The organism is Xenorhabdus thailandensis (assembly GCF_037996785.1).
GTDB lineage: Bacteria > Pseudomonadota > Gammaproteobacteria > Enterobacterales > Enterobacteriaceae > Xenorhabdus > Xenorhabdus griffiniae.
In genome coordinates this window covers 230,230-243,152 of record NZ_JBBMXF010000007.1, presented here as the reverse complement: position 1 = coordinate 243,152, position 12,923 = coordinate 230,230, and the positions used below count along the sequence as shown (strand labels likewise).

11 protein-coding genes are annotated in these 12,923 nt (G+C 43.3%); 9 read left to right on the top strand and 2 right to left on the bottom strand.

Translation table 11 applies throughout. The features are described 5' to 3' along the window. Positions 1-32 precede the first annotated feature (32 nt). The 5 genes from AAC853_RS03590 to corA all read left to right on the top strand — a co-directional run bounded on the left by AAC853_RS03590 (position 33) and on the right by corA (position 5,615). Positions 33-737 (top strand): DUF484 domain-containing protein, encoded by a 705-nt coding sequence (locus AAC853_RS03590; protein WP_340613714.1) that lies wholly within the window; start codon positions 33-35, stop codon positions 735-737. Beyond that, positions 734-1,648 carry a tyrosine recombinase XerC gene (xerC, locus tag AAC853_RS03585; protein ID WP_340613713.1) on the top strand — a complete coding sequence of 305 codons (915 nt, stop codon included), beginning with the start codon at positions 734-736 and terminating at the stop codon, positions 1,646-1,648. The genes AAC853_RS03590 and xerC overlap by 4 nt, the downstream gene beginning before the upstream one ends. Further along, entirely contained in the window at positions 1,648-2,364 is a 717-nt protein-coding gene (yigB, locus tag AAC853_RS03580) for a 5-amino-6-(5-phospho-D-ribitylamino)uracil phosphatase YigB (protein ID WP_338883670.1), read from the top strand. The genes xerC and yigB overlap by 1 nt, the downstream gene beginning before the upstream one ends. A 46-nt stretch (positions 2,365-2,410) precedes the next feature. Further along, complete coding sequence (gene uvrD / locus AAC853_RS03575) at positions 2,411-4,576, top strand: DNA helicase II (RefSeq protein ID WP_340613712.1); 2,166 nt, start codon at positions 2,411-2,413, stop codon at positions 4,574-4,576. A gap of 88 nt (positions 4,577-4,664) precedes the next feature. Beyond that, a complete protein-coding gene (gene corA / locus AAC853_RS03570) occupies positions 4,665-5,615 on the top strand; it encodes a magnesium/cobalt transporter CorA (protein ID WP_338883666.1) in 951 nt (316 codons plus the stop codon). A 204-nt stretch (positions 5,616-5,819) separates the two neighbouring features. On the opposite strand, the gene rarD is transcribed toward corA, so the two are convergent. Continuing rightward, positions 5,820-6,710, bottom strand: a complete 891-nt coding sequence (gene rarD, locus AAC853_RS03565) for an EamA family transporter RarD (RefSeq protein WP_338883664.1) — start codon at positions 6,708-6,710, stop codon at positions 5,820-5,822. 325 nt (positions 6,711-7,035) lie between these two features. Then, positions 7,036-7,521, bottom strand: a complete 486-nt coding sequence (locus tag AAC853_RS03560; RefSeq protein WP_338883663.1) for a thioesterase family protein — start codon at positions 7,519-7,521, stop codon at positions 7,036-7,038. Positions 7,522-7,806: 285 nt separating this feature from the next. Here AAC853_RS03560 and recQ point away from each other — a divergent pair, with 285 nt between their 5' ends. The 4 genes from recQ (at position 7,807) to AAC853_RS03540 (ending at position 12,868) form a co-directional block, all read left to right on the top strand. Then, positions 7,807-9,633, top strand: coding sequence for an ATP-dependent DNA helicase RecQ (gene recQ, locus AAC853_RS03555; RefSeq protein ID WP_340613711.1), 1,827 nt, complete (start codon positions 7,807-7,809; stop codon positions 9,631-9,633). A 147-nt stretch (positions 9,634-9,780) separates the two neighbouring features. Continuing rightward, positions 9,781-10,752 (top strand): lysophospholipase L2, encoded by a 972-nt coding sequence (gene pldB / locus AAC853_RS03550; protein ID WP_340613710.1) that lies wholly within the window; start codon positions 9,781-9,783, stop codon positions 10,750-10,752. A gap of 21 nt (positions 10,753-10,773) precedes the next feature. Next, positions 10,774-11,574 carry a sugar/pyridoxal phosphate phosphatase YigL gene (yigL, locus tag AAC853_RS03545; protein WP_340613709.1) on the top strand — a complete coding sequence of 267 codons (801 nt, stop codon included), beginning with the start codon at positions 10,774-10,776 and terminating at the stop codon, positions 11,572-11,574. Positions 11,575-12,436: 862 nt separating this feature from the next. Beyond that, complete coding sequence (locus AAC853_RS03540) at positions 12,437-12,868, top strand: carboxymuconolactone decarboxylase family protein (protein WP_340613708.1); 432 nt, start codon at positions 12,437-12,439, stop codon at positions 12,866-12,868. Positions 12,869-12,923 lie beyond the last annotated feature (55 nt).

Below are 12,923 nucleotides of genomic sequence, written 5' to 3'. Positions count from 1 at the left end.
TGAGTCTCTCTTGAAATATGGGGCATTGGAAAATGGGTGAAAAAAACGATCCATTGCACATTGAAAACAGACTGGATGATCAGACTGTCGTGGATTATTTGTTGAATAATCCGGATTTTTTTATCCGTAATGCCAATATGGTCGATCAGATAAGAGTTCCCCATCCGGTACGAGAGTGTGTCTCTTTGATGGAATGGCATATGAACCGTCAGAGAAAACGTATCTGTTATTTGGAAGACGATCTGAACTATTTGGTAGCGCAGGCGAAACAGAATGAAGTGCTGTTCAGTAGCCTATTGCAATTACTTTCGGATCTCTCTGGTGCCAAGAGTTTGCAGGACTTTCTTTCCTGCTTAAGTTCATGGTCAAAAACACTGGGGTTAAGTAACAGTTATATTCGATTGTTCAGTGATAAATGGCGTCTGGGAGCACCATTGAATGTGCCGGAGCTGGCTATTTCTCGTCAGGCTTTTGAATCCGTCCGCATTAAGAGATTTTGGGAAAAAAATCACTACCTTGGCCGACTGCACGGCCCAGAGATTTTATTGTTAATGCCACAGGCACGCCATGTGGGTTCAGTGGCGATTTCCCTTTTAGGAACACGAGGGGATTTGGGCATGGTAATCTTCAATAGCCATGATAAACAGCACTATCACGAAGGCATGGGAACGGATATTCTCGACCATTTGGCGAAGCTGTTGCCGGGTTTGTTGTCCCGTTGGATTGAACGCGCATGACTCAGCCGATTGATTTACTGTTAGCTCCCGTAGAAGATTTCTTGCACTATTTGCGTGTTGAACGACGTTTAAGCCCTGTGACGATCACTCACTATCGACGTCATTTGGTAATTTTGGCGGAAATGTCACTGGAGATGGGGATACGTGAGTGGCAAGAGTTAGATCCGGCTAAAGTCAAAATGTTTGCCTCTCGTAGTCGGCGGGCAGGCTTGCAGTCTGCCAGCCTTGCTTTGCGCTTGTCTTCTTTGCGTAGTTTTCTTGACTGGATGGTAATGAAAAATAAGTTGGTAGCTAACCCTGCTAAAACAGTCAGTACTCCGCGTAAAAAACGTCACTTACCTAAAAACATGGATGTGGATGAAGTTAACCAACTGCTCAATATTAATTTGAACGATCCGTTGTCAGTGCGTGACAGAACCATGCTGGAAGTGATGTATGGCGCGGGATTGCGTTTGTCTGAGCTGGTAGGTCTGGATTGCCACCATTTGGATCTGGAAGGCGCGGACGTTTGGGTACATGGCAAGGGCAGCAAAGAGCGTAAAGTGCCGTTCGGCCGTATGGCGCAGGAATGGCTCCAGCGTTGGCTAGAAATGCGGGAATTACTTGAGCCAGAAGATGATGCGGTTTTTATTTCCACCAAAAGCGGAAAACGTCTCTCTGCCCGTAATGTACAGAAACGATTTGAACAGTGGGGGATTCGGCAAGGTGTGAGTAGCCATGTTAACCCTCATAAATTGCGACACTCTTTTGCCACACATATGCTGGAGTCCAGTGGAGATCTGCGTGCAGTTCAGGAATTACTGGGGCACGCTAACCTGTCGACCACCCAGATTTATACCCATTTGGACTTTCAGCACTTGACCAAAGTCTATGATGTGGCTCACCCTAGAGCCAAACGAGGGAAATCATAATGCGTTTTTATCGGCCTATCGCGCCGTTTGCGGCGATGACATTCGATCTGGATGATACGCTTTACGATAATCATCCTGTAATCGATAAAACCGAAAAAGAAGTGTTGTGTTTTATCAGGCAGTACGATGCCAAATTCGGTCACTTTGAGCATGAAGATCTGCATTTATACCGCCAGGCGGTTCTTGAACGGGAACCTGATATTTATCATGATGTGACTTCATGGCGTCGGCAATCCGCAGAACTTATGTTTACCCACCAGGGTTTCAATGATGAAGAAACCGTACGTGGGACGAATGAAATTATGTCTTGCTTTACGTACTGGCGTAACCAAATCACTGTTCCAGAATCCACCCATAAGGTTTTGTCCCTATTAGCGGAAAAAATGCCGTTAGTGGCGATTACCAATGGAAACGCTGAACCTGCCGCCTGTGGGCTTGCCCGTTACTTTGAATTTGTTTTGAAAGCGGGCATAGATGGACGTTCTAAACCTTACCCTGACATGTACCAGACCGCGGCAGATCGGCTCAACCTACCTATAAATCAAATCTTGCATGTGGGGGATAATTTGAATACAGATGTTGAAGGGGCACTTTGCAGTGGTATGCAAGCCTGTTGGATCAACATTGAGAATAAAAACTTGATGCAGGAACCAGAGGGGCGTCTGGTGCCACATATTGAGATTTCTGATTTGGCTTCTTTGGTAGCACTGATATAATTTCAAATCGAAATCTATATAAAAATATTAACAACTGACGGTAATTATGGACGTTTCTTATCTGCTCGAAAGCCTCAATGATAAACAACGTGAAGCGGTCGCAGCTCCCCGTAGTAATATGTTGGTACTGGCTGGTGCTGGCAGTGGTAAAACGCGCGTGCTGGTTCATCGGATTGCCTGGTTACTGTCAGTTGAAAATGCCTCGCCGTTTTCCATCATGGCGGTCACGTTTACTAATAAAGCGGCTGCTGAGATGCGGCACCGAATTGAAAACCTGATTGGCACCAGTCAGGGGGGCATGTGGATCGGTACATTCCATAGCCTTGCTCATCGCTTGTTGCGCGCCCATCACCTTGATGCAAATTTGCCGCAAGATTTCCAGATCCTCGATAGTGAAGATCAGCACCGCCTCATCAAACGCCTCATTAAAGCGATGAATCTGGATGACAAACAGTGGCCAGCCCGTCAGGGAATGTGGTACATCAATGGCAAAAAAGATGAAGGACTGCGTCCACAACACATTGAAATTTACGGTAATCCGGTAGAGGCAACCTGGCTGAAAATTTACCAGGCTTATCAGGAAGCGTGTGACCGCGCAGGGCTGGTGGATTTTGCCGAATTGTTACTACGCGCCCATGAACTTTGGCTGAACAAGCCACAAATTCTGCAACATTATCGTGAACGCTTCACGAATATTCTGGTGGATGAATTTCAGGATACTAACAGTATTCAATATGCCTGGATTCGTCTTCTGGCTGGTGATAGCGGTAAGGTCATGATTGTCGGGGATGATGACCAGTCCATTTATGGCTGGCGTGGTGCGCAGGTAGAAAATATCCAGCGTTTCCTCAAGGATTTTCAGGGAGCGGAAACGCTCCGTCTGGAACAAAATTACCGTTCGACCAGCAATATCCTTAAAGCGGCCAATGCCCTGATTGCTCATAACAGTGATCGTTTGGGTAAGAATTTGTGGACAGAAGGCAGCGAGGGAGAGCAAATTTCACTTTATTGTGCCTTCAATGAATTGGATGAGTCCCGTTATGTTGTCGGCCGTATCAAGCATTGGTTGGATAATGGCGGTGCACTGAAAGAGTGTGCGATCCTGTATCGAAGCAATGCTCAATCCCGCGTTCTGGAAGAAGCCTTGTTGCAGGCTTCCATGCCTTATCGTATTTATGGCGGACAGCGTTTCTTCGAACGCCAGGAAATCAAAGATGCCTTATCCTACTTGCGTCTGGTCGCAAACCGTCACGATGATGCAGCTTTTGAGCGCGTGGTGAATACACCCACACGTGGCATTGGCGACAGAACACTTGATGTTGTGCGCCAGGTTGCGCGAGATCAGCAAAAAACTTTGTGGGAAAGTAGTCTGGTATTGATACAGGAAAAAGTGCTGGCTGGACGTGCGGCATCTGCACTGCAACGCTTCATCGAATTGATCGATGCGCTGGAAACGGAAACACAGGAGGTGTCGTTGCATGTGCAGACCGATCGCATTATCCGTGATTCTGGCCTATGGGCGATGTATCAACAGGAAAAAGGCGAAAAAGCACAAGCACGTATCGAAAACCTCGAAGAATTGGTCACGGCAACCCGTCAATTTAGTTATCAGGACGAGGACGAAAACCTGCTGCCATTGCAGGCTTTCCTCTCCCATGCTGCGCTTGAATCGGGGGAAGGTCAGGCGGATGCCTATCAGGATGCGGTGCAACTGATGACCTTGCATTCAGCGAAGGGCTTGGAATTCCCGCAAGTTTTTATTGTCGGTATGGAAGAGGGCATGTTTCCGAGTCAGATGTCCATCGAAGAAGGCGGTCGGCTGGAAGAAGAGCGTCGCCTGGCCTATGTAGGCGTTACTCGGGCGATGGAAAAATTGACGCTGACTTATGCGGAAAGCCGTCGTTTGTATGGCAAGGAAGTCCATCACCGTCCGTCTCGTTTTATTGGAGAATTACCGACAGAATGCGTGGCAGAAGTTCGTTTGCGAGCAACGGTATCCCGCCCGGTCAGCCACAAACGGCTGGGCACACCTATCAGTGCCAATGACAGTGGTTATGCTCTTGGACAGCGTGTACGTCATCCCAAATTTGGTGAAGGGACGATTATCAATATAGAAGGTAGTGGGGAACATTGCCGCTTGCAAATCGCGTTTCAGGGTGAAGGTATTAAGTGGCTGGTGGCCGCTTATGCCAGACTCGAAACAGGCCAATAATCCGGTCGAATGTTGACAGGCTTTTTCTTCTAAGCGTAACATTCGCGCCTTACGATAAGCGTAGGGAGTATAAGGAGACTTATGGTACATGCTGAACGCATTTAAATTAGAGAACAATCGCCTGCTCCGTCTTGAATTTGAAGAAGGTGATAAGTTATCTGACTCCATGTGGGTAGATTTAGTGGGGCTGGGGGATAATGATCGCCTCCGTGTCCAGAATGAGCTGGGACAAGTCCTGGCGACCCGCACCGAGTTGGATGACATTGAGGCATCAGCCCGTTTTTTTGAAGATGAAGATGGTATGCACGTCCATTCATTCTTCTACTTTGAAGATGCCGAAGACCATGCTGGCAACTCGACAGTCGCATTTACTATCCGTGACGGTCGTCTCTACACATTGCGAGAGCGTGAACTCCCTGCATTTCGATTATACCGAATGCGTGCCCGTAACCAGACGATGGTTGATGGAAATGCTTATGAGCTGTTGATGGATTTGTTCGAAACTAAAATCGAACAATTGGCTGATGTTATTGAAAACATCTATAGCGTGCTGGAATCCCTGAGCAGGGTCATTATGAATGGTAAACAGGGCGATGAGTTTGATTCTGCGTTATCTAACCTTGCTGAACAGGAAGATATTGGCTGGAAAGTCCGCTTGTGTTTGATGGATAGCCAGCGCGCCCTGAACTTCCTTGTGCGCCGTGCCCGCTTGCCGGCCAATCAGTTGGAACAAGCTCGTGAAATCCTGCGAGATATTGAATCCTTGCTGCCGCACAATGAATCCCTGTTCCAGAAAGTGAACTTCTTGATGCAGGCGGCGATGGGCTTTATTAACATCGAACAGAGCCGCATTATCAAGATCTTCTCCGTTGTCTCTGTGGTATTCCTACCACCCACGCTGGTCGCATCCAGCTATGGAATGAACTTCGAATTTATGCCGGAGTTGCATTGGACATTCGGCTATCCTGCGGCGATTGGATTGATGATAGCAGCGGGTTTGGCTCCTTACCTTTACTTCAAACGCAAAAACTGGCTATAGCCATCTCACCCGCTATCTATTTTCTAATGAATTGCTTTGTCGGCTGTTTCCACTACCCCAAAAGCTAAACTTCAAGAACACTATATGAAACTTGATATCTCCCCGCGAAGCGGGGGAGATATCACACGCATCTTGACGTTAGATTGGTATAGATATTTTAGATAACACCTTGGGCAGTTTAGGAATGTTGTTGAAAAAATTGAGCTATTTCCGTAAACGGCGTTGCGTATAGAGCGCATCCAGAGTAAACAGAATCAAGGCAGCCCAAATAAAGCCAAAAGTGATTAAACGATCTGGTCCTATTTCCTCACCATAAACTAACGTTGCCAGCAAGAACATCAATGTTGGGCCAAGATACTGGAAGAAGCCCAGCGTGGACAAACGCAGATGCGCAGCGGCCGCGGTGAAGAGCAGCAGAGGCACCGTTGTAATAATACCGGCAGCAATCAACATAAGGTTCAAAGAGTACGTATTATCCAGCATATTACTTGTTGGACTATGGGTGAAAAACAGCAGGTAAATCAAGGCGACAGGGAATACCCAGGTTGTTTCAACCAACATACCTGTCTGTGCATCAACGCCCAATTTTTTGCGGATCAGACCATAGACCGCAAACGTCGTCGCTAAATATAAACCAATCACGGGGATAGAACCAAACTGCCATAGCTGGATCAAGACACCGGTAAAGGCCAATCCTACAGCAACCCACTGCATACGGCGGAAACGTTCACCAAGAAATATCATACCAAACAGGACATTAACCAACGGGTTAATAAAATACCCCAGACTTGCTTCCAGTAAATGCCCATTATTGACTGCCCAAATATAGGTGAGCCAGTTACTGGTAATAGTGAAGGCTGTGATGCCTAGCAGCAGCAGTATCTTCGGCTGGCGAACAACAACCCAAACCTGGCGCCAGTGACGAGTCAGTGTCAACATCAGTACCATAAAAAAAACTGACCATATAACACGATGAGACACGATTTCATCGGGAGGTACATATTGTATGGTCTTGAAATATATAGGGGCCAATCCCCAGATAAGATAAGCCCCCAAGGCATACAAGATACCTTTGGCAGTCTGTTGGTTACTCATAATATCCTTGAATGTTTAGAGAATGTTCAGAAAATTAAGAAGAGCTTGCTAAGGTGATAGCTCATGGACCTATACAATGTGTCATTTGAATAAATGATTTACAAGTAGTTAATAACATGAATAATAAATTAAACGTTTCTACTTATCAGCCAATTAGCACTATATGCTAAATTTTTATGTTTAACTAATTGAGATGTCTATATTTATACAATTTAATAATGATTACGAAGGTGTGAGAGGAGAAAAGCGAAATTATATATTTCCCATCAGCACCTTCAATTTGTAAGATCAAAAATATAAAACCAAAAGTATAAGTCCCAAAATTCTAGCCAACCAAATAAGTTCCCACCGCACTGGCGATATGCATTTGTTTTTCATTATGCAATTCAATTCTGGCGACAGAAACTTTATTGCCTGCACGGATAAGATTGCAACTGGCAGTAAATATTTCACCACGTCCGGGGCGTAGGTAATCCACTCGCAAATCAATAGTCCCTAATGTCGTTAGGCGTTTTTGGATCTCCGCGATGGTAATTGTTTCAATTGATGTCAATGTATTGCCTGCACAAACCAGCCCTCCAGCAACATCTAATATGGAAGCGATTGCACCACCGTGTAAAATTTTATGGATCATATTGCCGATTAATTTCTCTTGGTAACAAAATTGTAGTTCTGCGTAGTCTTGTTCGAAGCGGAGCAGTTCGAGACCCAATAGGCGATTGAATGGCATATGATAAACAAAGATTTCACCTATAAATTTACGGGCTTCTTCTGAGGTTAAGATGGTGTCTACTGGTTGAATATTTTCCATGTGATTTTCCTGATAACCTGATAATGAAAAGTAAAATCAACAGGCATTAAATGGGCTAATATAGTTAATGGATTGTTAAGTTTATGCTTTCATGATCGACTTTGCCAGCCTGTGAAGCGCTTCGAGAAACAATTCATGGGAAAAAAAACGGGCTACAAAAAATAATCATATAGCGTGTAGAATAAGCGGTAATTTTTTATATACAGGTGATTGGATCGCAACTGTATTTTTATAGCCTATTTTTAGGCTTTTTCAGGGATTAGCTTCTAACGATCGAGGAAAGTCGTGTCTACCGCAGAACTTATCAGCACGGCATCGCTGGCTGAACAAGCATTACGAAAAACATTCGGATACCAGCAATTTCGTCCGGGACAGCAGCAAGTTATTGACGCCGTTCTTGACGGACGAGATTGTCTGGTGGTTATGCCAACAGGAGGCGGTAAGTCACTGTGCTACCAGATCCCTGCATTGGTTAAAAATGGGCTGACTCTGGTTGTATCTCCACTCATTTCATTGATGAAAGACCAGGTTGATCAGCTACGTGCGAATGGCGTTGAAGCGGAATGTCTGAACTCAACTCAAAGTCGTGAACAGCAATTTGATATCATTCAACGTTGCCGTAATGGGAGTGTTAAACTGCTTTATATCGCCCCTGAACGGTTAGTAACGGATAATTTTCTTGACCAACTTCGCGACTGGCAGCCTGTTTTATTGGCTGTCGATGAAGCTCATTGTATTTCTCAATGGGGGCATGATTTTCGCCCAGAATATCGAGCATTAGGGCAACTTCGTCGTCGCTTCCCCGATCTTCCGGTGATCGCATTAACAGCCACAGCAGATAAAGCGACCCGCCAGGATATCGTGCGTTTATTGGAGTTGCATGATCCGATTATCCATATCAGCAGCTTTGATCGTCCGAATATTCGCTATACCTTAGTTGAAAAATACAAACCGCTTGATCAGCTCTGGTCATTTGTCCGTGGCCAGCAGGGAAAAAGTGGCATTATCTATTGCAATAGTCGTAATAAAGTAGAAGAAACTGCGGAGCGTCTGCAAAAGCGGGGGGTAAGTGTTGCGCCTTACCATGCAGGGTTAGAAAACAGCCAACGGGCATGGGTACAAGATGCTTTCCAGCGAGATGATTTGCAGGTCGTTGTAGCAACGGTTGCATTTGGTATGGGAATTAATAAACCTAATGTGCGTTTTGTCGTGCATTTTGATATTCCCCGTAATATCGAATCTTATTATCAGGAAACTGGCCGGGCTGGGCGAGATGGTTTACCGGCGGAAGCGGTGCTGTTTTACGATCCTGCGGATATGGTATGGCTGCGTCGCTGTTTAGAAGAAAAGCCCGCCGGTGAACAACAGGATATTGAGCGGCATAAACTCAATGCTATGGGTGCATTTGCACAGGCACAAACCTGTCGGCGTTTGGTATTGTTGAATTATTTCGGAGAAAGTCGCCAAACAGCGTGTGGCAACTGTGATATTTGCCTTGATCCTCCCAAACGTTACGACGGTCTGGTAGAAGCACAGAAAGCGCTGTCTTGTATCTATCGCGTTGGACAACGTTTTGGTATTGGCTATATTGTAGAAGTGCTACGTGGTTCAAATAATCAACGCATTAGAGATTTTGGACACGACAAATTGCCTGTTTATGGCATTGGTAAAGAACAGAGTCAGGAACATTGGATGAGCGTCTTGCGTCAGCTTATTCACTTGGGGCTTATCAGCCAAAACATTGCCAACTATTCTGCTCTGCAATTGACCGAAGCTGCTCGGCCGATATTACGTGGCGAAGTGTCTCTACAACTTGCCGTACCACGTATCCAAAACTTAAAAAGCCGTAATCAGCAAAACAAATCGTACAGCGGCAACTACGATCGCAAATTATTTGCTAAGTTGCGAAAATTGCGTAAGTCCATTGCTGATGAAAACAATATTCCACCTTTTGTTGTTTTCAATGATGTCACGTTAATTGAGATGGCAGAACAGTGCCCAATAACACCGGATGAACTTTTGCTGATTAATGGCGTTGGTCAGCGGAAATTGGAGCGTTTTGGTGATGCCTTTATGACCTTAATCCGAGAGCATTTTGAAGAATTTGAGTAACTGAAAGATTTGAAAAACTATCCAATCGCCTTTCAATATGCGTCTTATATCTCCCCGCTTTGCGGGGAGATATAAACAATCACATTGATTTGCAAGCTGCAACTTGAAGTTGGATTGGCATAAAGGACAATGAACTAAGGGTAAAGAATGGTATCTGAGATCTTGAAAGCTAGCTGGTTAAACCGTGAACCTCAGTTCTCAGCCTTTACGAATGGACTATTATTGGATTTTTGGCAAACAAGAGAAGAACGGCAATTTGTAGGAATTGATGATATTCCCATCCATTATGTCTCCTTTTGTTCCCCCCATCATGACAAAACACTCGTCATTTTGCCTGGCCGTAGTGAAAGTTACGTGAAATACCCTGAAGTGGCCTATGATTTTTATCATCTGGGTTACGATGTTTTCATTATAGATCATCGTGGGCAAGGCCGTTCAGGGCGTATGTTGGATGATCGGCAAAAAGGCCATGTTGAAGCGTTCGATCATTATGTGGATGACTTAGTGAAATTTATTGAACTTGAAGTAGTGCCTCGTCAGTCTCATCGTTGTTATGCTCTGGCCCATTCGATGGGTGGCGCGATTTTGAGTCGTTTTCTGATACGTTACCAGGAGCCGATTTTTCGTGCTGTGGCGTTATGTGCGCCGATGTTTGGTATTAATTTACCAATGCCTCGCTGGTTGGCAAATTTTCTGGTTAACCAGGCAGAACCCAATGTCAAAAGACGTAACGCTTATGCCCTATCAACGGGGCAATGGCGGCCATTACCCTATTTTATCAATCTATTAACGCACAGTTATGCGCGTTATCAGCGTTATTTGCGCTACTATGCTGATTATCCTGAATTGCGCCTTGGAGGGCCAACTTACCATTGGATGCGTGAAAGTATGCTGATGGGCGATAGTCTGATTGAAAATGCGGGCAAAATTCAAACTCCACTCATCGTATTACAAGCAAGTGAAGATAAGATAGTAAGTAATCGGGAGTTATTGGCTTTTTGTGCATCTCACCAAAATCCTCTGATTATCCAGGGGGCTCATCACGAAATTTTGTTCGAAAAAGATGCATTGCGAGCGCAGGCTCTTAATGCAATTTGTGATTTTTTTGACCAGAATTGATTTAGTTTAGGAACTATAACCATGTATCATGTTGTTGCTTCAGATTTAGATGGCACTTTGTTATCTCCCGACCATAAATTAACCCCATACACCAAGGAAACGTTGAACTTATTAACGGAACAAGGGATTCATTTTGTTTTTGCAACAGGGCGGCATCATATTGATGTGGGACAGATCCGTGATGGATTGGGTATTGATGCTTATATGATCACTTCCAACGGTGCAAGGGTTCACAATACCCAGGATGAATTGATATTTAGCCATAACTTAGATCCTGATATTGCCCATGATTTGTGTTTATTGGAGTTTGATAATCCTGATATCCTGACTAATTATTTTAATAACGATGATTGGCTAATAAATCGAGAATCCCCTGAACAGACAGAATTTTTCCAAGAGTCTGTTTTCCATTACCAACTTTTTCAGCGCGATAATTTTCCCACAGATGGCGTATGCAAGGTTTACTACACCAGTGAAGACCATGATTATTTGATGGATTTGGAAGAGAGGATTAAAGCCCGTTGGGGGGAAAGGGTTAATGTCAGTTTTTCACTGAGAAATTGTTTGGAAGTAATGGCTGGTGGTGTTTCTAAAGGCCATGCATTAGAGCAAGTTTGCCAATTGATTGGATATCAATTGAATGACTGTATTGCATTTGGCGATGGTATGAACGATCAGGAAATGTTAAGTGTGGCCGGTAAAGGCTGCATTATGCAGGGAGCGCACCAGCGTTTAAAAAATATTTTACCTGAGATGGAAGTCATTGGTTCCAATGCGGATGATGCTGTTTCTGGTTATTTACGGAAAATGTATCAGGTTTAAAGACGCTAATTGTTTGAAAACAGCATCCGTGTGATGCTGTTTTCTTATTGATAAGTGATTTTTCCAGTCAAATAATCAACCATGCTGGTGGGAACTTGTATTTAAACTCCAATTTATTTGAGTGTGGTTCTCTTTTTTATTAAATATTGGGCATGAGATGGTTGTTTAAAGGAATACTCACGCGTTTACTTCGTTCATAACGGTATTGCATTTATTATGTTAATGCAAGTTATTTTTTTAAAGTGATATTATTAATGGGGAGAAATCATATGCATCTTGAAGTTATATTGGTATATTTTGAATTATCTGATCGTGTCCTTCGTAAATAATGTTGAAAGTTATATTTATTTAACATTGTTGTATTTCTGGCCATTATAGTATTGGGTTCAGAAATTAATGATACTACTGGTTTTGCATTGTTGCTAATGCATATCATTGTTACCTTTATTCCAAGTCTTGCCGTAACAATACGTCGACTTATTTTATTCGTATTTACTCTTTTGGGAGATACTCAGGATGATAATGAGTACGGCACTGATCCAAGAAGAAAGTATTAATATCGGATATATCGCTAAGAATTTTTAATTTATTGTATAAATCAGTAAGTTAAAATTAGAGTGTGAAAAAATTAATTGTTTAGTTTGCCACGTAATATAAAATTCCACTTATTCCTTTTGTGGCATTTTTGTTAATTATCTAATTAAATGATTATCGTAGTAAATTATATAAATTTTAATCAATTCTCCTTTTATGCTTTTTTAACTTAGATAAAGTAGTTATTATAAAAAATAATGCTTTCCTTTACTTAAAGTAATCATTTTTAATATAGTTCCTTTAGATATTAATATAATGAGTATTATTGATGAGTAAATTACGCCTTGCTTACTACAACTTATCTCCAGAGTTACTTCAAGGTTTTCGTTCTGTAAAAGAAGGTCTGGAAAATAGTCAGTTAGGTTTGCAATTGGTTGAATTGATCTATTTGCGAGTATCTCAAATCAATGGTTGTTCTTTCTGCTTAAATAAACATTCTCAAGTTTTGCGCGAAAATCAAGAGGCAGAACGTCGGTTAGCTGAATTAGCCGGATGGCGAGTGAGTAGTCAGTTTACTCCCCGTGAAAAAGCGGCGTTGGAGTGGGCCGAAGCGCTTACTCACGTTATAACGACACATGCAGATGATAATGCTTATTTACCCTTGAAAGATCACTTCACGGATCAGGAAATTTCTGATTTGACCTTTGCGATTGCGCTTATGAATGGGATGAATCGATTAGCAATCGGTATGCGTCATTAATGTTATTTGATTTCATCGTAGTTATTTTGAGCGAGTTAAAAGGAAATTTTTCTTC